Source organism: Arthrobacter sp. NQ4 (assembly GCF_029077345.1).
GTDB lineage: Bacteria > Actinomycetota > Actinomycetes > Actinomycetales > Micrococcaceae > Arthrobacter.
The window spans coordinates 175010-198918 of the sequence record NZ_JARETC010000003.1; the positions used below are offsets into that span (position 1 = coordinate 175010).

Consider the following 23909-nt stretch of genomic DNA (forward strand, 5'->3'; position numbering starts at 1 on the left):
CCAAATCTCCTTTGACATGGGCCCGGCATGCTCACCGGCAGTACGGGCCGCGCTTGCTCCCGGCTGTTGCCGGGGAGCCAGGTCTTCACCCGGGGCACCCCACCGCGGATGGAGGGTTGCCGGCCAGCGAGCCGGGGCTTGGCGCTGGCACTCATGACCTGGGCCCAGTCTAGGAACCGGACGGTTGCCGTGGACAGCATTGTGACGAACATGGTCTTCCGGCCACTGTCTCGGCCGAATAACGGGGGCGCCGGGCGCCACAAATACTAGTAAGGGTGCCCTTAGCTGAGAGCCTGATCACAAAGTGCCAAGATGTTCGCATGCGCATGGATCACGTCTCTTACGCCTGTGAACACGATGGCCTCGCGGCCACTACCGAACGTATTGCAACTGCCCTCGGCGTTGAGGCAGTGAAGGGTGGCGTACACCCCCGCTTCGGAACCCGGAATATGATCATCCCGCTCGCCGGCCACAAGTACCTCGAAGTCGTTGAGGTCCTGGACCACCCGGCATCGGACAAGGCACCGTTCGGACAGGCAGTACGTGCCCGCTCCGCTGCTGGTGGCGGCTGGATGGGCTGGTGCGTCGAAGTGGACGACCTCGCCCCCTTCGAGGAACGCCTGGGCCGCGCCGCCGTGAACGGCAACCGCAAGTTCCCGGACGGCCGCGAACTGGTCTGGAAGCAGATTGGCATCCTGGGCCTCATCGCCGATCCCCAGGTGCCGTACATGCTCAAGTGGGAGGGCGATCCCTCGCTCCACCCGTCCCACGCGTACGAGAGCAACCTCAAGATGAGCTGCCTGACCATCGCCGGTTCCGCCTCGCGCGTCACCGAGTGGCTGGGTGAGCCGGTGGAGAAGCCGCTCGAGGACGTTGCGGTGGAGTGGGTCGCCCCGCACGGAACCCCGGGCATCCTCTCGGTCACCTTTGAAACCGCCAACGGAGCCGTCACCATCTGACCCTCCCCCGTTCCTCCCCGGATCACTTCGGGGAGGTCCCCGGGTTGTGCCCGGGCAAACTTCGGCCGCCATTGGGTGGTGACAACGGCGTCACCACCCAATGGCGGCCGAATTAATTTAAGAAGCTGCCCCCTGCGCCGCTATGAAGGACGCCAGCATGAACCGTGCACACTTTGGATGTCAGTGCCTCGTTGGATGATGTGGGCATGGGAATCAGCGGTGGTGTTGAGGTGGTTTTGGAGGGTGTTCGTGCCTCTGTTGCTGCCATCGATGCGCTGGATTTCGAAGATACTTCCCTGGCTGCCGGCGCCGGCATTGGTTCCCGTGTTGACGTGCTTCAACGGCGGTATGAGATCCGGCTGGAACGGCTGGAGGTTGCGGCCCGGCTGGAGGCGCAGCTCGCCGCGATGAAGGCGCTGGATACTGCCGAAGCCGTTGCCTTCCAGCAGGCGATGACGCCGCCGGACGCCACTGTCCAGGACCGCACTTACGCGGACATGTCGGTGGTGGAGGAGATCGCCGGGGTGCTGACCATCAGCTCGGCGGCCGCGGGCGCTTTGGTGGAGCACTCACGCCGGATCTGCTCCCTGCCGCTGGTGTTCGATGCACTGTCCGCCGGGGACATGTCCTGGCAGCACGCCCGGATTGTCGCCGATGAGACTGAAGGCCTCACCACCGAGGGCGCCCTGGCGTTGGTGGCGCACTTCTTCGACCCGGCTGCACCCCAGCCCGCCCGCGGCGCGGCCCCCGGCGAGCTTGTTCCGTCCCGGTTCCGGGCGAAGGTGCGTGGTTGGCGGGAACGCCACCACCCCGACTCGATCGAGAAGCGCCATGTAAAGGGTGTGGCTGACCGGCGGATGGAATACACCCCGGACAAGGACGGTATGGCCTGGATCTCCCTCTACTTGCCCGGGGACACCGCGTGCGCTATCTGGAACCGGACCACCGCGACCGCCCGCGGCCTCCAGGGACCAGACGAACCCCGCACCCTTACCCAACTCCGCCCCGACATCGCAGCATCGCTGCTCCTCGGCGCCGGCCACGCCGAGGAAGACGGTCCCGGCCTCGGCATTCAGGGCACGGAGGGTGTCACCGGGGTCGGGAAGGTCCCTGCGCCGCGGGCCGATGTCCTGGTCACCGTGCCCGTGTTCGCCCTCCTCGGAGCCACCGACGAACCCGCCTTACTGGACGGCTTCGGACCAATCCCGGCGTCCATGGCACGGAAACTTGTCGCCGACGGGGCGGAATCGTTCTACCGGGTCCTGATCGACCCCCGCGACGGGGCACCACTGGAGATCGGCCGGAAAAACTACCGGCTCACCGAGGCCATCAAACGCTGGATCAGGATGCGCGACACCAAATGCACATTCCCCGGCTGCACCAACCGCACCCCCGACAACGAAACCGACCACCTACAAGCGTGGCAACACGGCGGCACCACCAACGTCAGCAACCTGGCCCAACTCTGCCCCAAACACCACCGGCTCAAACACCACACCAGATGGACGCCAGATCCGGCCAACAAGAATGAACCACCCGGCTGGACCTCACCCACAGGCAGGCACTACAACCCAGAACACCCCGACCCCGAACCGGCCCAGTGGCCATCGGGAAGCTTGCCGGTCGATGCTGTTGCGGCGCCCGTCGAAGCATCAGCTCGGCCCGGATCCATGGCTGGACTTGATGACACTGCCCGGCTTAGTGACACCGTTCCGCTGACTACGGCGCCACCATGGCGCGGGCCGCACCTATCGGAGGATCCGTTGTGGCAAGAGTTCCTTGCGGGGATGCCGGTGTGGCCTGATCCGCCTGTCGAAGAACCGCCAGGTGAGAACATGGTGGACCCCAGCGAGCTTTGCCCCACTGATCCCTTGTGGGATGAGTTCCATGCAAAGTTTTTCGAGCTGCCCGCTGACCCGCAGGCGGACTGGCAGCTGCTGCTGGGCATGTGAATGTGGGTGGTGTTGGGCATTGCGGGGACACAGCACTTGTGCCGCTCAGGTAGCCCCTAAGTCCCACTGCCAGGCCTCGGCGGCGCTATCCCAGCCCCACGGCCTTACCGAAGAGGCTGAAGCCGACGAATGCCACAATGTCCAGCAGCGCGTGGGCGATGACCAATGGCATGACGCGCTTGGTACGGGTGTAGAGCCAGGCGAAGACCACCCCCATCACCGCGTTTCCAATGAAGGGACCGAAGCCCTGGTAGAGGTGGTAGCTGCCACGCAGCAGCGAGCTGACGGCGATGGCGAGGGGCGTGCTCCAGCCGAACTTGCCGAAGCGGTCCAGGAGGTAGCCCACCACAATGACTTCCTCGAGCACCGCGTGGCGCATCGCCGACAGGATCAGGACCGGAACAGTCCACCAATACGAGTCCAGTGCGCTGGGAATGATGGCGGTGGTGATGCCGAGGGCCCGGCCGGCCGCGTAAAGCCCCAGGGACGGTATGCCAATCAGCGCGGCGAGCCCGACGCCCTGCAGGAGGTCCCTCCCGGGCCGGGCGAAGTTGAATCCGAGCTTTTGGAATGCCGAACCGGAGTTGCGTGCGTTGCCGGGCGAAGCCTGCCGCTGGTCGGTGAGGAAGTAGAGAACCAGCAGTACTGGAACCAGCGCAAAGATGATATCCAGCAGCTGGTAGGTGAGGTCGAAGTACTCGCGGGTGCTCTGCGACCGGTTCAGGGTGGAGGTGCCCTCGGCCAGCGGGGCGCGGGTCATCTTGTCGAGCAGCTGCACCACGGAGTAGACAGCGGACTGGCCCAGGGACAGGCCCAGGACGATCCAGACTTCGAGCCGCAGTCGACGGCGGGAGGGAACCAGCATGTTCCCATCTTGCCTTCAGTTTCTGGATCCGGCCTGATGGAGCGGCAGATGTTGGACAGCACGGCACGCGGGCCGCGCACCGCCCAAGGGGTTTAGGCGGGTGCGACGATCACTTCCGTGCCGTTGGCTTCGAACGCTGCCTTGTCGCGCGCAGAAATGCCGGAATCGGTGATCAGCCGGGTGAAGTCATAGCCATCCATGGTGGCAAAAGCCCGCACGCCAACTTTGGAGGAATCAGCCAGGACGTAGGACACCCTTGCGCGGGAAGCCAGCAAGGCGTTGACAGAGGCTTCCCCCTCCCCCGTGTTGGTGGGTCCCACCTCCGGATCGATGCCGTTGACACCGATGAAGGCGATGTCCAGCACCACCTTCTGCATGATGATGTCCGTGTAAGGGCCCACGAGTTCATACGAGCGTGGGTTCAGGATGCCGCCGGTCACCATCACCTTGATGTTGGGCCGCACCGCCAGCTGGCCGGCGATGTTGATGGCATTGGTCACCACTGTCAGCGTCGGCTGGTTGGAGGGTGCGTTCAGGTCCTCGCGGGTGGCCAGGATCTGCGCAAGGGCGGTGCTGGTGGTGCCACCGCAGAGACCGATCACCGCACCCGGCCGGATCAAGGCAGAGGCGCACTGCGCGATCTGTTCCTTGGCTTCGGCATGGTCGTCGCGGTTGTAACGTCCGGGCAGGTCGTACGCGAGGGCGCCCGTGGTGGCGCCGCCGCGGGTCCGCGTCAACAGGCGGCGCTTGGCAAGGCTGTCCAGGTCGCGCCGGGCTGTGGCAGGGGAAACGTTGAGGGTGCTGACGATCTCGTCAACCTCCACCTGCCCGGTCTTGGCCAGCAGGTCAAGAATCGCCGTCAGCCGGTCGGTACGCGTCATACAAGCGGGCCTTTCGATACATCAGCCACCACTCCTGATGACGTTTCCTGATTATAACCCTAGGGAAAAAATCAGGAACAATCAAAATGGTGCCTTTGATTACCGTTGCCGGGTTCCGGCCCGCCACACAGCGTACGTCAGCGGCATCCCCGGCCGGTAAGCGAGGTGCGTAGCAGACGGCGCGTTCAGCAGGTGCAGGTCGGCGCGGTGTCCGACGGCGATGGACCCCACGGCGCGTTCGCCGTCGGCATCCCGCCCGGCTTCCTTGTGCAACGCCAGCGCCCCGCCGTAGGTGGCGGCACGGACAGCCTCGTGCACGCTGAGGCGCATCTGGAGCACGGCCGTCGTCACGCAGAAAGCCATGGAACTGGTGTACGACGTGCCCGGGTTGCAATTGGATGCCAAGGCCACCTGCACACCGGCGTCGAGGAGTTCGCGGGCGGGGGCCAACGGCTGGCGGGTGGACAGGTCGCAGGCAGGAAGGCAGGTGGCTACAGTGCCCCGCTCCCCCGTCCCCACGGCAGGGTCCCAGCCCGACCAGGACGCAGCCAGCGCTTTCACATCCTGCGCTGCAAGGTAGTTGACGTGGTCCACGCTGACCGCGCCCAGCTCCACGGCGAGCTGCACACCGGGGCCTTCACCGAGCTGGTTGCCGTGTACTCGCAGCCCCAGCCCGGCGTCACGGCAGGCCACCAGCACGCGGCGTGACTGCTCCGCGTTGAACGCGCCCTCCTCGCAGAAGACGTCAGCCCACTGGACGTACGGGCGAACCGCGGCGAGCATCGGCCCGCAGACCAGGTCCGTATAGGCCTCCGGATCCTGCCCGGCAGGCACCAGGTGCGCGCCGAGGTAGGTCACCTGGTCCGCGATGGTGGAGGCAATGCGCGCGCTCCGGGCCTCATGCTCAGCGTCCAGTCCATAGCCGGTCTTGGTTTCCAGGTAAGTGGTGCCCTGGGATACGGCCTCGGCCACCCGCCCCATGGCCAGGCGGGTGAGGTCGAAATCGGACGTGGCACGCGTGGCGTTCATGGTGACGGCGATGCCGCCGGCGGCGTAGGCCTCCCCCGCCATCCGTGCCTCGAATTCTGCGGTGCGGTCCCCGGCGAACAGCAGGTGGCTGTGCGAGTCCACCCACCCCGGCAGCATGGCCCGGCCGCCGGCATCGACCGCGTCATCCGCGGCGGGAGCATCGGCCGCTGCCCCAATCCAGGAGATCCGTTCGCCCTCGACCACCACCGCCGCGTCCTTCAAGACCCGGTGTTCCAGGTCCTGTGTCATCAGCTCGGCGATGTTGGTGATCAAGGTGCTCATGGAATCATTCTTCAGCGTCGGATGGACCAGCGTGTGGCTGCCAGGGCCTGTGCTGTCCGGGATTCCGGACCGTCGGCAGCCCCATCGGCGGGGGCGGCACCGCCGGAAGAGTGCAGCGCGGCAAGAATCTGCCCCGCTGCCAACTCGGCCATCGCGGCAGAGGTCTGGAAGCCATAGCCGCCCTGCCCTCCCAGCCAGTAGAACCCGGCAGCTTCGGCGTCGAACCCGGCCACCGGCACCCCGTCCGCGGCTTCCGTGCGCAGGCCCGTCCATGCCCGTCGGATGCCGCTGATCCCCAGGCTGGTGAATGCATTGAGCTTTTCCACCAGGCGTTCCACATCGCCGGGACGCGGGCGCGCATCTTCGGGCCCGCTGGGCACAGTCTCCGAGGGAGAAATCAGCACGTCCTGCCCGTCCGGCCGGAAATAGAACGTGTTGTCCGCCGCTGCCACCATGGGGGTGGCGGCGGGCAAGGGATGGTCGACGGCGGCAATCGCCGCAGTGCGCCGGTACGGCTGGAGTCCCAGCTTCTCGACGCCGCTAAGCACCGCCAGTTCGTCCGCCCAGGCGCCTGCCGCATTGACCAGCACGGAGGCCTCAAAACCCTCTGCACCGGCACCCACCTGCCACCCGGAACCCAGCCGTTGTGCCGAATGCACGCGGGCACCGGTGATGATGTCGGCTCCGGCGGCGAGCGCCCGCTTGCGGTGGTCCTCCAGCAGCAGGGGCGCATTGCAGCCAAAGGAGCCGGTATCCAGTCCGGCGGCTTCAAAGGTTCCCGGGACCAGCGCAGGGCACAGCTCAAGGGCACGGTCCACGGCAATGGACTGCATGTGCCCGCTGGCCTCCGCGGCGACATCCTCCGCAGAGCCCACCAGCATGAAACTGCGCTGCGTCAGCACGGGTTCGGGCGATTCTGCGTCGCGGGCTGCGAGCAACTCAAGGGTCCGGACGGTAAGCTCCTGCACCACGGGAGGCCCGTAGCTTGGGATCAGCTGGCGGGCGGAGCGGGAGGACGTGTGGTACGCCAGTTCCTGCTCCGCCTCCACCAGCGCAACGCTGCAGCGGCCGGCGAGGGCGGACGCCAGGGACAGGCCGGCGATGCCGCCGCCCACAATCAGGACATCGTAGTGTGCTGCCATTCGTCCATCCTGACAGAGTTCCTGCGAACTGAAACCCCGCCGTCGGGGAGTCCCGTCAGGCTGCTGCCTCGGCCCGGCTGGCGACGAAGGCACCTACGCACGCTTCGACGTCGTCCGCTGAGTGCGCAGCGGAGAGCTGCACCCGGATCCTGGCGGCACCGCGCGGAACCACCGGGAAACTGAAGGCAGTGACGAAGACGCCGTGCTGCAGCATCCGGTCCGCCACCTTGGCCGCCATGACGGCGTCGCCAAACATGACCGGGACAATGGCGTGCTCGCCGGGAAGCAGGTCGAAGCCCTCTTCGGTCATCCGGCGGCGGAACAGCCCGGCGTTTTCGAACAGGCGGCGGCGAAGGTCGGCCGAGTTCTGCACCAGGTCAAGCGCCTTGAGGGTCGCGGCAACAATGGCGGGAGCCAGGGAATTGGAGAACAGGTAGGGCCGCGCCTTCTGGCGCAGCATGGCCACGATCTCCCCGCGTCCGGAGACGTACCCGCCGGACGCTCCGCCCAGGGCCTTGCCGAAGGTGCCGGTGTAGATGTCCACCCGGTCGGAGACGCCGGCGTGCTCGGGAGTGCCCGCACCGGTGGCGCCCATGAAGCCCACCGCGTGGGAATCGTCCACCATGACCATGGCGCCATACTTTTCGGCGAGGTCGCAGATGGCCTCAAGCGGGGCCAGGTAGCCGTCCATGGAGAACACGCCGTCGGTGACGATCAGTGTCCGGCGGGCGTCCTGTGCCTCCTGCAGGCGCGCCTCGAGTTCGGCCATGTCCTGGTTGGCGTAGCGGTAGCGGCGGGCCTTGCAGAGGCGGATGCCGTCGATGATGGAGGCGTGGTTGAGCGCGTCGGAGATCACTGCGTCGTCCGGGCCCAGCAGGGACTCGAACACGCCGCCGTTGGCGTCGAAGCAGCTGGAGAACAGGATGGTGTCCTCGGTGCCCAGGAACGCGGAGACCTTGGCTTCCAGTTCCAGATGGAGGTCCTGGGTGCCGCAGATGAACCGGACGCTGGCCATGCCGAAGCCGCGTTCATCCATGGCGGCCTTGGCGGTGCTGATGATGTCCGGGTGGTCAGCCAGGCCCAGGTAGTTGTTGGCGCAGAAATTGAGCACGTCAGCTCCCGGGCCGCCAATCTGCCCGGCGGTGATGTGGCTGGACTGGGGCGAGCTGATGCTGCGTTCGGTCTTGTACAGTCCCGCGGTGCGGATCCCGTCCAGTTCTTCGCGCAGCTGGTCCTTGATGGAGGTGTACATGGGGTTCCTTACAGTCGGGTCCAGTCGAGGACAACTTTGCCGCCCACGCCGCTGCGGGCGATCTCGAAGCCTTTTTCCCATTCCGTGGCGGGCAGCGTGTCCGTCACCACGGCGGAGATCCCGGCGTGCAGCACCGGATTGGAGGACAGCATGGCGCTCATGGCGTACCAGGTTTCGTACATTTCGCGGCCGTAGATGCCCTTGAGCGTGAGCATGTGGGTGACCACTTTGCCCCAGTCGATGGTGATCTCCTGGCTGGGCAGGCCCAGCATGGCGATCCGGGCGCCGTGGTTCATGTTGTCGATCATCTCAGGCAGGGCCGAGGGGTGGCCGGACATTTCCATTCCGACGTCGAAGCCTTCGCGCATGCCCAGCTCGCGTTGGGCGTCGCGCACCCGGGTGGTGGAGACGTCGATGGCGAGATCGGCTCCGAGCTGCCGTGCCAGGTCCAGCCGCGGCCGGGACACGTCCGTGATGACGATCTTCCGCGCTCCGGCGTGGCGGGCCACGGCGATGGCCATGAGGCCGATGGGGCCTGCGCCGGTGATGAGCACGTCCTCGCCCACCAGCGGGAAGCTGAGTGCTGTGTGGACGGCATTTCCGAAGGGGTCGAAGATGGCACCGAGTTCGGGCGTGACGGAGGGATCATGGTGGACCCAGACATTGGTTTCGGGGATCACGACGTATTCGGCAAAGGCGCCATCGCGCTGGACTCCCACGCTGACCGTGTGGATGCACATCTGGCGGCGTCCGGCACGGCAGTTCCGGCAGATGCCGCAGACCACGTGGCCTTCGCCGGAGACCCTGTCCCCGACCTTGACCTCCCGGACGTCCTCGCCCACTTCAACCACTTCGCCGTAGAACTCGTGGCCGGCAATCAGGGGGGCTTCGATGATCCCCTGCGCCCAGGCGTCCCAGGACTGGATGTGCAGATCCGTGCCGCAGATTCCGGTGGTCATGACCCGGATCTTCACGTCAGCCGGGCCTGCTGCGGGTTCGGGCCGTTCGACGAGCTCGAATCCGGCGTGGGGGCCGGCTTTATACAGGGCCTTCATTGGCATCCTTACTGCTTGGCATTCAATCTGCGGGGTACGTCCCCATTGAAGCCCTGCCAATGCTTTAGCACAACAGGGATTTTCTCAATCGACGATGTAGCAGTCCTAATGATTAGAGTGGACGTATGGAGGTTCATCAGCTTGAAATCCTGCGGGAACTGGGCGCCCTGGGCAGTGTGAAGGCCGTGGCCGATACGCTCATGGTCACCCCGTCGGCAGTATCGCAGCAACTGGCGCACCTGCAGCGCACCGTGGAGGTGCCGCTGACGCGCAAGGAAGGCCGGAACCTGGTGCTCACGGAAGCCGGCCAGGTTCTCGCTGACGCGGGCGCCGCCGTCGTCAGTGCCATGGCCGACGCCCGGGGCGCGCTGGGCACTTACCACGGCTCGCCCGCCGGGAGGGTGACCGTCAGCGGGTTCCACAGCGCCGGGCAGGCCCTGTTCGCGCCCCTGGCCCGCATGCTGGACCGGCCGGAGCACCCGCGGATCGAGCTGTCCGACGAGGACGTCGCGCAACAGGACTTCCCGGCCCTCACCGCCCGGTACGACCTGGTGCTGGCGCACCGCATGGACCACAGTCCCCGCTGGCCGGCGGAGCGGGTCGCGGTGATCCCGCTGGCGCATGAGCCGCTGGACGTGGCGCTCCCCGCCGGCCATCCCCTGGCCCAACAGGAGACGGTCACGGCGGACGACGTCGGCACAGAGGCCTGGGTGACCAGCCACCCCGGCTACTCCCCCGCCGATGTCCTGTCCGCCGTCGCCGCCGTCTCCAGCCGCGAGCCTAATATCGTGCACCGCATCAACGACTATTCCACCGTGGCGGCACTCGTGGCCGCCGGCGGTGTGGTGGGGCTGCTCCCCAGATACACGGCGGGCCCGGTCCTGAACCCGGACATCGTGCTGCGACCCCTGGAGGGGATCAGCACCCGCCGCAGGATCGACCTGCTGGCCCGGCCGGAGAACCTCAAGCGCCGCTCCGTGGTGATGGTCTGCGAGGCGCTGGAGGACATCATGGCGGGGCTGGTGAAACAGGGCTGAGCCGGCCGGCGTACTGGAGGCTACGAGTCCTGGCCGTCCTGGTGGTTGCCCTTGCCCATCTTGTGTCCAAGTCCTTGGCCGTTACCCGGCACATGGCCCGGCCCGCGTCCCAACCCACGCCCCAGCCCCAGTCCGGGCCCGTCACCGGCGCCCTTCACGATCCGCGTGGCCGTGGCTTTGTCCCCGTCCTTGACGCCGGCGATGCGCACGGTGTCCCCGGCGGCGATGTCCGCGATGGTCCCGTCCGTCGGCTTAAGCCGCTTGCCGTCGTCGGACTTTCCACCGGGGCTGGGCGTTGCTTCCGGGCTGGGCGTTGCACCTGGATTGGCGGCCGGAGGAATCGTGGTCACCTTCGTGTCGCCATTGACGGTGTAGGTCTGGGAGAAGCCGTCCCCGCTCTTGACGGTGATGCCGGTATCGCTGACCGACTCCACGGTCCCGTTCTGTTCCAGGACCGTCTGGTAGGTTCCGTCGGGCTTCCTGGCGACGCCTTCGCCGTGCAGGAGTTGCCCGCGCTCGGCCTTGCCGGGCTTATGTGGCCCCGGGGCGCTGCCTGAGTTGCCGGGCGCTGATTGTGATGATGGTGAGGGCGACGGCGTGGGTGCGGGCGTCCCGGTTGCCGGCCAGGCGAGGGCGGCCCCTGTCCCGGTAAGTGCCACGGCCACGGCACCGGCCAGCACCGCCTTGCGCATCCTCATAGGTTCCCGGACCACCATGGTTGTTCCTCCCGCACGCAGCCAGGGCACCGGCGCCCTGTGGGCTCCAGTGTAAGTCCGCCGCAGGCGCCCAACCACGGGTAGTTTCACTGAGCGCCGCCTGAGTACTTAACGCGGAACTGGGTAGCACCAGGTGTCGTTATGAGGGTTCAAAACGACACCTGGCGCTACCCAGTTGGGTCCTGCAGGGGTGTACTAGACGGTGACGCCCAGCTTCTCCAGGATCAGTTCCTTCACGCGGCCGGCGTCGGCCTGTCCACGGGTAGCCTTCATGACCCCGCCCACGATCGCGCCGATGGCCTGGACCTTGCCGCCACGGATCTTGTCCGCGACGCCGGGCTGCGCGGCGAGTGCGGCGTCGATGGCTTCCAGGAGGGGCCCATCGTCGGATACGACGGCGAGGCCGCGCTTCTCCACGATCTCCTCCGGGGTGCCCTCACCGGCGAGTACGGCGTCCAGCACCTGGGAGGCCATCTTGTTGTTGATCTTGCCCGCCTCAACCATGCGGCTCAGCTCCACCACCGTGGCAGCCTCGACGCCCAGCTGGCCGGGATCGACGTCGGCAGCCTTGGCGCGGCCCACGATCTCACCCATCCACCACTTGCGGGCCACGGATGCGGTGGCGCCGGCGGCGATGGTTTCCTCTATCTCGTCCAGGACGCCGGCGTTGACCACGTCGCGGAATTCGAGGTCGGAGTAGCCCCAGTCGGCCTTCAGTCGCTTACGGCGCTCGGCCGGCGGCTCGGGCAGGGTGGCGCGCAGTTCCTCCACCCATTCCCGGGAGGCCACCACGGGAACCAGGTCCGGTTCCGGGAAGTAGCGGTAGTCGTCCGCGTCGGACTTGGCGCGGCCGGAGGTGGTGGTGCGGGTGTCCTCGTGCCAGTGGCGGGTTTCCTGGATCACCGGTTCACCCGAGTCCAGGACAGCGGCGTGGCGCTGGATCTCGTAGCGGACGGCGTGCTCCACGGCGCGGAGCGAGTTCACGTTCTTCGTCTCGGAACGGATGCCGAACCGCTCACGGCCGTGCGGGCGGAGCGAAACGTTCGCGTCGCAGCGGACGTTGCCCCGTTCCATCTTCGCGTCGGACACGCCCAGGTTCTTCACGATCTCCCGGACGGCCGCCACGTAGGCCTTGGCCAGTTCCGGTGCACGGGATCCGGCGCCCTCGATGGGCTTGGTGACGATTTCCACCAGCGGAACACCGGCACGGTTGTAGTCCACCAGCGAGAAGTCGGCGCCCTGGATCCGGCCGGTGGCGCCGCCCATGTGGGTCAGCTTCCCGGCGTCCTCCTCCATGTGCGCGCGCTCGATCTCCACGCGGAACACGGTGCCGTCCTCGAGCTCGATGTCCAGGTAGCCGTCGTAGGCGATGGGCTCGTCGTACTGGGACGTCTGGAAGTTCTTGGGGGTGTCCGGGTAGAAGTACTGCTTCCGGGCGAAGCGGCAGGATTCGGCGATCTTGCAGTTCAGCGCCAGGCCGATCTTGATGGAAGACTCGATGGCCGTCTTGTTCACCACGGGCAGGACGCCGGGCATACCCAGGTCCACCTCGTTGACGTTGGTGTTGGGCTCGTCGCCGAAGACGTTGGGGGCGGAGGAGAACATCTTGGTCTTGGTGTTCAGCTCCACGTGGACCTCGAACCCCAGGACGGGATCGTACTTCTCCATGGCCTCTTCGAAGCTCAGGATGTCATCAGTGCTCATTATTTTGCCTCCTGGGTTTCGAGGGTTCCGGCAACGGCAAGGTCGGGAGCCTGGGCCAGCAGCGGGCCGCCCCACTTGGCTTCGAGCAGCGATTCGAGGACCGCACCCACCCGGTACAGGCGGGCGTCCTCGCGGGCCGGGGCCAGCAACTGGATACCGACAGGCAGCCCGTCCTCGTCCGCCAGGCCGCCAGGCAGCGACAGGCCGGGGACGCCGGCAAGGTTGGCCGGGATGGTGGCGACGTCGTTGAGGTACATGGCCAGCGGATCGTCCAGTTTTTCGCCGAGCGGGAACGCCGTGGTGGGGGCGGTGGGCGAGATCAGGACGTCAGCCTGCGCAAAGGCGGCCTCGAAGTCCCGCTGGACCAGCGTGCGGACCTTCTGCGCGGAGCCGTAGTAGGCGTCGTAGTACCCGGCGGACAGGGCGTAGGTGCCCAGGATGATGCGGCGCTTGACTTCGTCGCCGAAGCCGGCGGCGCGGGTGGCACCCATCACGCGTTCGATGGTCATGGGGCCCTCTTCGGGGAGGACGCGCAGGCCGTACCGGACGCCGTCGAACTTGGCCAGGTTGGAAGAGGCCTCGGACGGCATGATCAGGTAGTAGGCGCCCAGGGCGTACTGGAAGTTGGGGCAGGAGACCTCCACGATCTCCGCGCCGGCTTCCTTGAGCAGCTCCAGGGCGTCGTTGAAACGGTTTTCAACGCCGGCCTGGTAGCCCTCGCCGTGCAGTTCCTTGATGATGCCGATCCGCAGGCCCTCGACGTTGCCGGTCTTCGCGGCGGCAACGAGGTCCGCCAGGGGTTCGGGCAGCGAGGTGGAGTCGCGGGGATCATGGCCGCCGATGACCTGGTGCAGGAGGGCGGAGTCCAGTACGGTGCGGGTGACGGGGCCGATCTGGTCCAGGGAGGATGCCATGGCGATGGCGCCGTAGCGGGAGACGCTGCCGTAGGTGGGCTTCACGCCCACGGTTCCGGTGACGGCGCCGGGCTGGCGGATGGAGCCGCCGGTGTCCGTACCCAGGGCCAGGGGCGCCTCGAAGGCGGCGACGGCGGCAGCGGAGCCGCCACCCGAGCCGCCGGGGATCCGGTCCAGGTCCCAGGGGTTGCGGGTGGGGCCGTAGGCGGAGTGCTCCGTGGAGGAGCCCATGGCGAACTCGTCCAGGTTGGTCTTGCCCAGGATGGGCATCTTTGCGGCGCGAAGGCGTTCGACGACGGTGGCGTCGTACGGGCTGTGCCAGCCTTCGAGGATCTTCGAGCCGGCGGTGGTGGGCTGGCCGATGGTGACGATCAGGTCCTTGACGGCGATGGGGACGCCGGCCAGGTAGTGCAGTGCTTCTGCTTCCGCTCCGCCGGCGGCGCGGATGGCGTCCACCTCGGCGGCGACGGCGAGCGCTTCTTCCGCGTTGACGTGCAGGAAGGCGTTGACTTTCCCGTCGACGGCGGCAATGCGGTCCAGGTGGGCCTGGGTGGCTTCGACGGCGGTGACTTCGCCGGCGCGCAGCTTCTCGGCAAGCTGTGCGGCGGACAGCCGGATCAGGGTGCCGGCGCTGGTGTTCTTTTCAGTCATGTCTATGCCTCATCCAGGATGGCCGGAACCTTGAAACGGTTTTCGTCGGAGTCCGGGGCGCCGGAGAGAGCCTGTTCCGCGGTGAAGGTGTGTCCCACAACGTCCTCACGGAACACGTTGGTCAGCGGGATGGGGTGCGAGGTGGCCGGGACGTCGTCCCCCGCGGCCTCGCTGACGGACTTGACCGAATCCACGATGACGGCGAGCTCGCCGGCCATCCTGTCCAGCTCTTCTGCACTCATCTCGATGTGAGCGAGCCGCGCGAGATGCGCGACGTCGTCACGGTTGATCGCAGCCATGGATCTCCCCTGCAAAGTTCGAATTGTTTTCCGATCCAGTCTAGTGCGGAAACGCAGATGCCCGTCTGACATCCCCCAGCGGGCGTCAGACGGGCACCTTCGATACCCGGCCTGCCTCGGGGACAGGAGCACGGGCAGCTATAGACTAGCCGATTCCAATGGCTCCGGTAAGCATGCCGACTCCGAGCATTACCAGGGAGATGACGGCGGTGCGCCACAGGACCTTTTTGTGGTGGTCGCCCAGGTCCACCTTGGCCAGCGAGACCAGCAGCAGGATGGCCGGAACCAGCGGGCTCTGCAGGTGGAACGGCTGGCCGGTGATGGAGGCACGGGCCATGTCAGCGGCGCCGACACCGTAGTGGGCAGCGGTTTCGCTGAGGACGGGCAGGACGCCGAAGTAGAACGCGTCGTTGCTCATGAAGAACGTCATGGGAATGCTGAGCACACCGGTGATGACCGCCATGAACGGGCCCATGGAGGTGGGGATGATCTGGACCAGCCACGCGGACATTGCTTCCACCATGCCGGTGCCCTTGAGGACGCCGGTGAGGACGGCGGCGGCCATGACCATGCTGACCACGGCGACGATGGACGGTGCGTGCGCAATCAGCTGGGCGCCCTGGTCCTTGACCTTGGGGAAGTTGACCAGCAGGGCGATTGCTGCGCCCACCATGAACACGAACGGCAGCGGGATGACGTTGGCGACGAGCACCACCATGACGGCGACGGTCAGGGCCAGGTTGAACCAGAACAGCTTGGGGCGCAGGGTGCTGCGGTTGGGGTCGAGCGCGGTGTCCGCCATGGCGGAGTCGTGCTCGTCCACCAGGGTTTCGGTGCGGTCCAGGACCGCCACCGAACCACCGGCGGGGGCTGCTCCGCCGGGGTTGCCGCCCTTTCGGCGGCCACTTCCAAAAGCGCCGGTTCCGGAAGCGCCGGTGCCTGAGGCACCTGTGGAGGTGCCGCCGTCGAACTCTTCCGCAGTGTCCGGCACGCCCCAGATCTCGGGGGCCGTGGCGCGGAGGCGGTTGCGTTCCTGCAGGCCGAGCAGCCAGGAGAAGGCGAAGACGACCACCAGGCCGGCCACGAGGGACGGGATCATGGGGACGAAGACGTCGTTGACGTCGATCTTCAGGGCGGTGGCGGCGCGGGCCGTGGGGCCGCCCCAGGGCAGGATGTTCATGGTGCCGTTGGCCAGGCCGGCCACGCAGGTGAGGACCACGGGGCTCATCTTGAGGCGCAGGTAGACCGGCAGCATCGCGGCGGTGGTGAGGATGAAGGTGGTGGACCCGTCGCCGTCCAGGGACACGGCGGCGGCCAGGATGGCGGTGCCCAGGACCACCTTGGCGGGGTCGTTGCCCAGCTTGCGGAGGATGAACTTCACCAGCGGGTCAAAGAGCCCGACGTCGATCATCAGGCCGAAGTAGATGATGGCGAACATCAGCAGGGCCGCGGTGGAGGTCATGGACTTCATGGAGTCCATCACCATGTCGCCGATGCCCAGGCCGGCACCGGCGAACAGGCCGAAAACAGTAGGGACAATGATCAACGCCAGCACTGGCGTCAACTTCTTCGTCATGATCAGCACCATGAATACCGCGATCATGGCGAATCCAAGTATTACCAGCACAGCCGGCTCCTTCTTGTGAACAGCGGCACAGCGGTGTGACGCGTGCTACAGACTGTAGGGTGGCGGCCGTCACGGCAGTGCCTTTGGCTCAATTGATTGGCATACTGCTTATTGGGAGCATTTTGCTCATTGTGCTCACAGCGCTTAGGCGCCGAAACCATGGCCCGCCGCCACCCGTCAAGGAGGATGAATGCAGCGTTCCGCGCCCCGGCAGCCGCTGCGGTTTTCCACCCAGACGCTGTTGCTGCAGCTGGCCGTGGTGCTGCTGGTGGTGCTGCTGAGCACCTCCGTGCACGCGTGGCTGACGTATGACCGGGTGGGCAGCGATGCGGAGAACCAGGCCCTGACGCTGGCCCGGACCGTTGCCTCCGACCCGGAGGTCCGTGCCGATGTGCTGGCCATCAGCGGACAGCCCGGCACTCCCCCGGCAGCAGAGCTCCTGGCCGGGCCACTGCAGGCATCCGCCGAGGCGGCGCGGACCAGGACCGGCGCCTTGTTCGTGGTCATCACGGACGAAACGGGCATCCGGCTGGCCCACCCGGATCCGCAACGGCTCGGTGAGAAGGTCAGCACGGACCCCTCCGAGGCGTTGTCCGGGCAGGAGGTCACCACCCGGAACACCGGAACACTCGGCCCGTCCGCCGGCGCGAAAGTTCCGGTCTACGCACCCGGCACCGGCGCGGTGGTGGGCGAGGTGAGTGTGGGTTACTCCATGGAAACCGTGGCCCAGAGCGTGGCCCGGGACATCGGGCCCGTGGCACTGACCGCCGCGGGCGCCCTCCTGGCCGGCGTCCTGGGCTCCTTCCTGCTGCGCCGGCGCCTGCAGCGCCTCACCCTGGGCCTGGAACCGGAAGAGATCAGCACGCTGGTCCATGACCAGGTGGCGGTGCTGCAGGGCGTGGACGACGGCGTGATCGGCGTCAGTGCCGACGGCCGGGTCAGCGTCTTCAATGCCGCCGCGCAGCGGCTGCTGGGACTGCCGGACCTGTCGGGATCCCGCTGGGAGGACGCGCCCGTCCCGGAACAGCTGAAGTCCCTCACGCGCCCCGGGACCGGGGTTGCGGGCCCGGCGGTTGCCACCGGCGGATCAAACCAGGATGCCCTCGAGCTGGTGGCGGGCGGCCGGGTGCTGGTGGTAAATGCGCGCAAAGCCCTGCACCGCCGGGAGGACCTGGGCTGGGTGGTCATGCTGCGTGACCGGACGGAACTGCAGGAGCTTACGCGGCAGCTCGACGCCGTGGGCACCATGTCCACCGCGCTGCGCGCCCAGCGGCACGAGTTCGCCAACCAGCTGCACACCCTTGCCGGCTTTCTGGGCATCGGCCAGCACCAGGAGGCGCGCGACTACCTTGCCGGCCTCGCCGCTACCGGCCCGCTGAAGTTCCCGGTGGACCAGGCCGAGCTGCTGCAGGACCCGTACCTGCAGGCCTTCGTGGGCGCCAAGGGCGTGGAAGCCGACGAACGGGGCGTCGCACTGCGCATCGGGCCGGAGACCCTGGTCCGAGGGCAGGTAACGGAGGCCCAGGACGTGACCACGGTGCTGGGAAACCTGCTCGACAACGCCGTCAACGCCGCCGTGGCGGGCTCGTCCGCGGACCGCTGGGTTGAGCTGGAGGTGCTGGATGAGCCGGGCGACGACGGCGGCACGCTTCACGTCGTGGTGGCGGACTCCGGTGACGGGCTGGCAGAAGGCACAGACACGGAGGCCGTGTTTGCCGAAGGTTTCACCACCGCTTCCGGCCCGGTCCGCGCCGGCGGCGGCCAGGGCTTCGGGCTGGCGCTGGCCCGCCAGCTGGCACGGCGCCGGGGCGGCGATGTGAAGGTGCTGGACCGCGGGGCCAGGGGCGGCCCGGGCGCCGTGTTCATGGCCACCCTTCCGCACACGACGGCAGGGAGCCCTGTCGCAAAGACCACGGGGGAAGCCGGAAAGGAAAAGAATGGCTGACGAATTTCGGGTCCTGATCGTGGACGACGACTTCCACGTGGCCAAGCTGCATGCCGCCTACGTGGATTCGGTGGCGGGGTTCCTGGCGCTGGCGCCCGTCGGAACGGCGTCGCTGGCCCTGCAGGCGATCCACAGCCTGCGGCCGGACCTGGTGCTGCTGGACGTGTACCTTCCGGACGCCTCCGGCCTGGACCTGCTGCAGCAGCTGGATGTGGACACGATCATCCTCAGCGCCGCGTCTGATCCCGCGTCGGTCCGGGTCGCGTTCCGCCGCGGCGCACTGGGATACCTGCTCAAGCCCTTCACGGCGGAGTCACTGTCCCAGCAGCTGCGTTCCTATGCCCGGTACCGGCGCCTCCTGGGCCAGCCCGGGGCACTGGACCAGGACGCCGTGGAGCGCGCCAAACGCGCGCTGATTCCGGGGGACGTCACGCCGTCGTCGAAACCACGCTCCGCGACGGAGGCCGCGGTACTGGAATCGCTGGCCCCCGGCGAGCAGTACTCTGCCGCCGAGGTGGCCGCCCGGGTGGGCGTTTCCCGCGCCACCGCCCAGCGGTACCTGTCCTCGCTGGCGGACGACGGCGCAGTGGACATCCAGCTCCGCTACGGCACCACCGGCAGGCCCGAGCACCGCTACGGCCTGCCGGCACGGTAGGGCCGGAAACTTACTCGCTCTTCTGCGCGACCAGTTCGATCTCGACGAGCATCTTCGGGTCCAGGAACGGGAGCACGTGGACCAGGGAGAGGGTGGGACGGATCTCGCCGAACACCTCGCCGTGGGCCCGGCCGGCCTCTTCCCACTTGCTGATGTCCGTCAGGTACAGCTTGGACTGCACCACGTCCCCGTAGCCGAAGCCGGCCTCAGCCAGGACCTTGCCGAGTTTCTGCAGGATGTACTGGGTCTGGGTGTAGAAGTCATCCCCCACGATTCCGTCGTCACCGCTGGCTGCGGTGGCAGAGATGTAGAGGGTGTTGTCCACCTGGACGGCGCGGGAATAGCCGAGGGTCTGTTCCCAGACGGATCCGCTGCCGAAGGTTTTGCGCATGGGTGGGCCTTTCAAAGCTGGAATGGGTCGCCACCACTGTAGGGCTGCTACAGGTCGCGCCGGTAAACCAGCAGTTTTATGTCGGTTCCGGGGACCAGCCAGTCCCGCTCAGGCACCCGCTGGAAGCCGGTCTTGCGGTACAGCCCGTGCGCGCTTTCCCAGGTTTGACCGGTGGTGAGGGCCACCGCACGGATGCCGGGAAGGGTCCTGGCATGGCCGATGATGGCGTCCACCATGGCTTTGCCGGCGCCGCTGCGCTGCACGGCAGGGTCCACCACCAGCATCCGGAATTCCAGCTCATCCTGCAGGGCGATGTCCGCGTACGGCTCCCCCGCCAGTGCCAGCGTGACGGAACCGATGACAGCTCCGTCCCGCTCCGCCACCCAGATGGTGGCCTGCTCCGCGCGCTCTGCCACATCCATGATCTTCACCATGTAGGGGTGCGCGGCGTCGTCGAAGTAGCCTGCCGAAAGATACGAAGCTCCGGTGATGCGGGCAATGGCGGCGAAGTCGGCCTCGACGGCGGGACGGATAGTTATCTGCGGCTGCACCCGTCAATGCTAGTGGCGGGCCGGGGCGCCGTACGGCAGGAAGGCACTTTCCGTGACAGAACTATCAGAACGGGCGGCCCCGCTCTTTCGATGAGGCCGGTTCCCATGCCGACTCAGAGCGGAAACTTGCCGGACAGCTCCAGGCTGGCGGCACAGGTCCAGGCGTCCAGGCGTTCGCCATCGGTGGGGCCGCCGTCGAGGGGGCTCGTCAGGCGCGGCCTGCGCACCCAGCAGCCGGCCTCCTCCGCGATCAGGGCGCCGGCTGAAAAGTCATGCTCATTCAGACCCCGCTCGCCGTAGGCATCGTGGGTTCCGTCCGCCACCATGCACAGGTCCAGGGCGGCGGAACCAAGCCGGCGGACATCGGCAAAGCCATCCATCAAAGTACCGAAGGCGGCCGCCTGCTGGGCGCGGACATCGGGCTCGTAGCTGAACCCGGTGGCCAGGATCTGCCCGGCGCGGCCCGGAACCGGTCCGTCCAGCCTGGTGACAATGCCGCGTTCGTCCAGCCACGCACCCTGGCCGCGGGCAGCGTAGTACACCCGCCCCAGGGCAGGGGCGTTGACGACGCCGGCCAGCCAGACGCCGTCGGCATCGGCAACCGCCACGGAGGTGGCGTAGTAGACGATGTTGCGGATGAAGTTGGTGGTGCCGTCCAGGGGGTCGATGGACCAGCGGTAACCGGTGGGGTCGGCGGCCCGGGTGGTTCCCTGTTCCTCGCCGGTGATGCTGTCGCCCGGGCGGGCAGCGGTGATGACGCGGCGTACGGCGTTTTCCGCGGCCAGGTCGAAGGCCGTGACCCAGTCCCCGGCGGCTCCCTTGTTGCTCGCGTCCAGGGCGTTGCCGTCACGGCCGGACAGGACTTTTGCGCCTGCCGCGGCGGCCTGTTTGGCTACCTCCAGCAATTCCGTTGCGGACGTCATGCGTTCTCCTCCACGGTGCTGTCCTGTACTGTGTCCTCCCCTGCAGAGGCAGGTACGGTCGCCTCTTCGTTGCCCCCGTCATCCCCGCCCGGTTCCACGGCATCTCTTGCCGCGGCATCCCCCACGGCCGCCGGGCCGCCGTCGAGCAGTTGCCGGAACCCGTCCTCGTCCAGGACGCGGACGCCCAGCTGCTCTGCCTTGTCCAGCTTGCTGCCGGCACTTTCGCCGGCCACCACGTAACTGGTGTTCTTGGAAACGGAGCCGGCCGCCTTGCCGCCGCGGAGCAGGATGGCTTCCTTGGCTTCGTCGCGGCTGAAGTTGGGCAGGGAGCCCGTGACCACCACGGTCAGTCCCTCAAGGGTGCGCGGCATGGACTCGTCGCGTTCGTCCTCCATGCGGACCCCGGCGGCGCCCCAGCGGTCGATGATCTCGACGTGCCAGTCCTCGGCGAACCATTCCTTCAGTGCGGCGGCAATTGTGGGGCCAACGCCGTCCACATGCGCAAGTTCTTCCTCGGACGCGGCGCGGATGCGGTCCATGCTGCCGAACGCCTGCGCCAGGGCCCGGGATGCGCGGGGACCGACGTGGCGGATGGACAGGGCCACCAGGACGCGCCACAGCGGCTGGGTCTTGGCCTTTTCAAGTTCCTTGAACAGCTTCTGGGTGGTGGCGGTGGGCTTGGACGGCGACTTGGCCGTGCCCTTGCTGAAGAAGTACGGCACCAGCTCGTATTCGCCGGTGGGAACGCCTTTACTCTTCTTTTCACGCCGGATCCGGACACCGGCCAGGTCCTCGGGGGTGAGGTCGAACAAGCGGGCTTCGGAGGTCAGCGGAGGGGTGTCCGGTTCGGCAGGCTGGGTCAGTGCGATGGCCGCCTCCCAGCCCAGGGCCTCGATATCGAAGGCACCCCGGCCGGCTACGTGGAACACGCGCTCCCGGAGCTGGGACGGGCAGGACCTCGCGTTGGGGCAGCGGACATCCACGTCCCCCTCCTTCGCAGGTGCCAACGGGGTACCGCAGGATGGGCACTCGGTGGGCATCACGAAGTCGCGTACCGGCGGGTCCTGCTGGTCCCGGAAGTTCAGGACCGGGCCCACGATTTCGGGGATGACGTCCCCCGCCTTCCGCAGGATGACGATGTCGCCGATCTTGACGCCCTTGGCCTTGACCACGTCCTGGTTGTGCAGGGTGGCCATTTCCACGGTGGATCCGGCAACCTTGACCGGCTCCATCACACCGTAGGGCGTGACGCGGCCGGTGCGGCCCACGTTGACCTGGATATCCAGCAGCTTGGTGTGGACTTCCTCCGGTGGGTACTTGTACGCCACGGCCCAGCGGGGAACACGGGTGGTGTTGCCCAGGGCGCGCTGGGTGGCGAAATCATCGACTTTGATGACGATGCCGTCGATTTCGTGAAGCAGCTTGTGGCGCTGGTCCCCGTACCGCTTGATGAATCCGAGGACGTCGTCCCGGGCTTCCAGCACCTCGAAGTACGGGCTCACCGGCAGGCCCCACTCCTTCAGCAGGCCGTAGGTCTCCGACTGGCTGCCGGCGGCAAGGCCCTCCCGGGCGCCGATGCCGTGGACAAACATTTTCAGTGGCCGCTTGGCCGTCTCCGCCGGATCCTTTTGCCGCAGCGAGCCGGCGGCGGCGTTTCGGGGATTGGCCAGCGGCGCCTTCCCGGCTTCGATCAGGGCCTCATTGAACTCGGCGAAGGCCTTGGACGGGATGAAGACCTCGCCGCGCACTTCCATTTCGGCGGGGAAACCGCTGCCACGCAGTTCCTGCGGGATTTCCTTGATGGTGAGCAGGTTGTGGGTAATGTCCTCACCTGTGGTGCCGTCGCCGCGGGTGGCAGCCCGCACCAGTTTGCCGTCGCGGTACAGGAGGTTGACCGCCAGGCCATCGATTTTCAGTTCGGTCAGCCACGCCGCCTTTGCTCCGCCGTCCCCGATTTTTTCGATGCCGGCCTCGGCCCGGTTCAGCCATGCCTCAAGCTCCTCCAGGGAGAAGACATCCTCGAGGCTGTACATCCGCTGCAGGTGTTGCACCGGAGCAAACGCGGCGGACACCTCGCCGCCCACTTCCTGGGTGGGTGAATCGTTGGCCACCAGTTCCGGGTGCAGCGCCTCGATCTCCTCGAGGCGGCGGAAGAGGGAATCGAACTCGGCGTCCGATACCAGCGGCGCGTCCTCCTGGTAGTACGCAAACCGGTACTTCCGGACCAGGTCCGCGAGGTTGTCATATTCCTCGCGGATGGCCTCGGTGGGAATCGCTTCGGGCTCGTGCGGTGCCGTGGTCCGGGCGGCGGTCTGTTCTGCGGGTCCTGGTCCTGTGCTCACAGACCTATCTTGCCTTACACCTCCGACAGCCACCGGGCACGGCGGCGTGGCAGGCACCCAGGCTCAGTGCGACCGGAGCCGGTTGCGGTTCCGGTTCCACCAGGCGAAAGCTCCGGCGGACGCACCCACCAGCAGTGTTCCGATCGCGATCGGCCCCAGTGCCGGCCCGTCCGGGCCCCCGCCCCCGGCGGGAGCAACGGCGGCCAACTTGGTGGGCGCAGTGGTCCGGGTCACGGGACTGTTCCAGTCCTGTCCACTGGAGGGGCCGGTGGGCGGGCGGTAGCCGGCAGCCGCTGAGGGGGTTTCGGGGGCGGAATCGTCGGGGACCGGTGCCACCGTTGCCGGAAGCCGGGCCGGGTCCGGGGGCGGGATGTCACCCTGCGCCGGCTGGGGCTGGACAGTCGGGGCGGCCGGCACCGCCGGGGGTGCCGGCTGGGCCGGCGGCGGCACGGGATCCTTTGATTTGCGTGGGCGCCCGGTTGGGCCGGCGTCGGGGCTGCTGGCAAGGATGGGAATGCACAGCAATCCGCAGTCGGCTGGCGCCTGGGTGTCCGACGCCGGAGCGGGCGTGGGGTCGGCAGTGGCAGCAAGTGCCGGGCCTGTTGGGAAGAAGCCAAAGGCCAGGGCCAGGACAGCTGCGGAAGCCGTCGTCGTAACAGCGTGGCGGACCGGGGCGGACGGGGTCATTGCTACCTTTCGATGCGCGCAGCCCCCCACCACGGCTTTCTGGTGTCCCC

Annotated in this window: 21 protein-coding genes and 1 riboswitch; of the genes, 5 read left to right on the forward strand and 16 right to left on the reverse strand. The window is 67.3% G+C overall.

Annotated elements, in window-relative coordinates:
- Positions 1 to 44: 44 nt before the first annotated feature.
- A riboswitch (SAM riboswitch) is annotated at positions 45 to 159 on the reverse strand.
- A 161-nt stretch (positions 160 to 320) separates the two neighbouring features.
- Entirely contained in the window at positions 321 to 959 is a 639-nt protein-coding gene (locus tag PUN51_RS07305) for a VOC family protein (RefSeq protein ID WP_141161063.1), read from the forward strand.
- Positions 960 to 1165: 206 nt separating this feature from the next.
- Positions 1166 to 2911, forward strand: coding sequence for an HNH endonuclease signature motif containing protein (locus PUN51_RS07310; protein ID WP_224025536.1), 1746 nt, complete (start codon positions 1166 to 1168; stop codon positions 2909 to 2911).
- An 85-nt stretch (positions 2912 to 2996) separates the two neighbouring features.
- Here the strand turns inward: PUN51_RS07310 and PUN51_RS07315 are convergent, their stop codons facing one another.
- From PUN51_RS07315 to tdh, 6 genes are all read right to left on the reverse strand, one after another.
- Positions 2997 to 3776: a CPBP family intramembrane glutamic endopeptidase gene (locus PUN51_RS07315; protein ID WP_224025535.1), complete on the reverse strand. Its 780-nt coding sequence runs from the start codon at positions 3774 to 3776 to the stop codon at positions 2997 to 2999.
- A gap of 92 nt (positions 3777 to 3868) precedes the next feature.
- Entirely contained in the window at positions 3869 to 4657 is a 789-nt protein-coding gene (locus tag PUN51_RS07320) for a DeoR/GlpR family DNA-binding transcription regulator (protein WP_159632424.1), read from the reverse strand.
- 99 nt (positions 4658 to 4756) lie between these two features.
- Complete coding sequence (hutI, locus tag PUN51_RS07325; RefSeq protein ID WP_275180363.1) at positions 4757 to 5968, reverse strand: imidazolonepropionase; 1212 nt, start codon at positions 5966 to 5968, stop codon at positions 4757 to 4759.
- An 11-nt stretch (positions 5969 to 5979) separates the two neighbouring features.
- Positions 5980 to 7110: an NAD(P)/FAD-dependent oxidoreductase gene (locus tag PUN51_RS07330; protein ID WP_275180364.1), complete on the reverse strand. Its 1131-nt coding sequence runs from the start codon at positions 7108 to 7110 to the stop codon at positions 5980 to 5982.
- 55 nt (positions 7111 to 7165) lie between these two features.
- The gene (locus tag PUN51_RS07335; protein WP_224025531.1) at positions 7166 to 8362 is read right to left on the reverse strand and encodes a glycine C-acetyltransferase; all 1197 of its coding nucleotides are present in this window, start codon (positions 8360 to 8362) and stop codon (positions 7166 to 7168) included.
- Positions 8363 to 8370: 8 nt separating this feature from the next.
- Positions 8371 to 9417, reverse strand: coding sequence for an L-threonine 3-dehydrogenase (gene tdh / locus PUN51_RS07340; protein ID WP_224025530.1), 1047 nt, complete (start codon positions 9415 to 9417; stop codon positions 8371 to 8373).
- Between the two features lie 125 nt (positions 9418 to 9542).
- Here tdh and PUN51_RS07345 point away from each other — a divergent pair, with 125 nt between their 5' ends.
- Positions 9543 to 10454 carry a LysR family transcriptional regulator gene (locus tag PUN51_RS07345; protein ID WP_159632429.1) on the forward strand — a complete coding sequence of 304 codons (912 nt, stop codon included), beginning with the start codon at positions 9543 to 9545 and terminating at the stop codon, positions 10452 to 10454.
- Positions 10455 to 10474: 20 nt separating this feature from the next.
- On the opposite strand, the gene PUN51_RS07350 is transcribed toward PUN51_RS07345, so the two are convergent.
- The 5 genes from PUN51_RS07350 to PUN51_RS07370 all read right to left on the reverse strand — a co-directional run bounded on the left by PUN51_RS07350 (position 10475) and on the right by PUN51_RS07370 (position 16365).
- The gene (locus tag PUN51_RS07350; protein WP_275180365.1) at positions 10475 to 11170 is read right to left on the reverse strand and encodes a hypothetical protein; all 696 of its coding nucleotides are present in this window, start codon (positions 11168 to 11170) and stop codon (positions 10475 to 10477) included.
- Between the two features lie 195 nt (positions 11171 to 11365).
- Positions 11366 to 12874: an Asp-tRNA(Asn)/Glu-tRNA(Gln) amidotransferase subunit GatB gene (gatB, locus tag PUN51_RS07355; protein WP_275180366.1), complete on the reverse strand. Its 1509-nt coding sequence runs from the start codon at positions 12872 to 12874 to the stop codon at positions 11366 to 11368.
- On the reverse strand, positions 12874 to 14439 hold the full coding sequence (gene gatA, locus PUN51_RS07360; RefSeq protein ID WP_275180367.1) for an Asp-tRNA(Asn)/Glu-tRNA(Gln) amidotransferase subunit GatA: 1566 nt from the start codon (positions 14437 to 14439) through the stop codon (positions 12874 to 12876). The genes gatB and gatA overlap by 1 nt, the downstream gene beginning before the upstream one ends.
- Before the next feature lie 2 nt (positions 14440 to 14441).
- On the reverse strand, positions 14442 to 14738 hold the full coding sequence (gatC, locus tag PUN51_RS07365) for an Asp-tRNA(Asn)/Glu-tRNA(Gln) amidotransferase subunit GatC (protein ID WP_141940678.1): 297 nt from the start codon (positions 14736 to 14738) through the stop codon (positions 14442 to 14444).
- A 145-nt stretch (positions 14739 to 14883) separates the two neighbouring features.
- The gene (locus tag PUN51_RS07370; protein WP_275180368.1) at positions 14884 to 16365 is read right to left on the reverse strand and encodes a CitMHS family transporter; all 1482 of its coding nucleotides are present in this window, start codon (positions 16363 to 16365) and stop codon (positions 14884 to 14886) included.
- A 190-nt stretch (positions 16366 to 16555) separates the two neighbouring features.
- Between PUN51_RS07370 and PUN51_RS07375 the strand changes: the two genes are divergently transcribed.
- Together PUN51_RS07375 and PUN51_RS07380 are read left to right on the forward strand one after the other, a co-directional pair.
- Positions 16556 to 18310: a sensor histidine kinase gene (locus PUN51_RS07375; protein ID WP_275180369.1), complete on the forward strand. Its 1755-nt coding sequence runs from the start codon at positions 16556 to 16558 to the stop codon at positions 18308 to 18310.
- Positions 18303 to 18965 (forward strand): response regulator, encoded by a 663-nt coding sequence (locus PUN51_RS07380; protein WP_275180370.1) that lies wholly within the window; start codon positions 18303 to 18305, stop codon positions 18963 to 18965. The genes PUN51_RS07375 and PUN51_RS07380 overlap by 8 nt, the downstream gene beginning before the upstream one ends.
- Positions 18966 to 18975: 10 nt before the next feature.
- On the opposite strand, the gene PUN51_RS07385 is transcribed toward PUN51_RS07380, so the two are convergent.
- The 5 genes from PUN51_RS07385 to PUN51_RS07405 form a co-directional block, all read right to left on the reverse strand.
- Complete coding sequence (locus PUN51_RS07385; RefSeq protein WP_159632436.1) at positions 18976 to 19356, reverse strand: RidA family protein; 381 nt, start codon at positions 19354 to 19356, stop codon at positions 18976 to 18978.
- A 47-nt stretch (positions 19357 to 19403) separates the two neighbouring features.
- On the reverse strand, positions 19404 to 19907 hold the full coding sequence (locus PUN51_RS07390) for a GNAT family N-acetyltransferase (protein WP_159632437.1): 504 nt from the start codon (positions 19905 to 19907) through the stop codon (positions 19404 to 19406).
- A 113-nt stretch (positions 19908 to 20020) separates the two neighbouring features.
- Positions 20021 to 20830, reverse strand: a complete 810-nt coding sequence (locus PUN51_RS07395) for an inositol monophosphatase family protein (protein WP_159632438.1) — start codon at positions 20828 to 20830, stop codon at positions 20021 to 20023.
- Positions 20827 to 23103: an NAD-dependent DNA ligase LigA gene (gene ligA, locus PUN51_RS07400; protein ID WP_275180513.1), complete on the reverse strand. Its 2277-nt coding sequence runs from the start codon at positions 23101 to 23103 to the stop codon at positions 20827 to 20829. Before ligA ends, PUN51_RS07395 begins: the two co-directional genes overlap by 4 nt.
- 132 nt (positions 23104 to 23235) lie before the next feature.
- Positions 23236 to 23859 carry a hypothetical protein gene (locus tag PUN51_RS07405; RefSeq protein WP_275180371.1) on the reverse strand — a complete coding sequence of 208 codons (624 nt, stop codon included), beginning with the start codon at positions 23857 to 23859 and terminating at the stop codon, positions 23236 to 23238.
- Between the last annotated feature and the right edge of the window lie 50 nt (positions 23860 to 23909).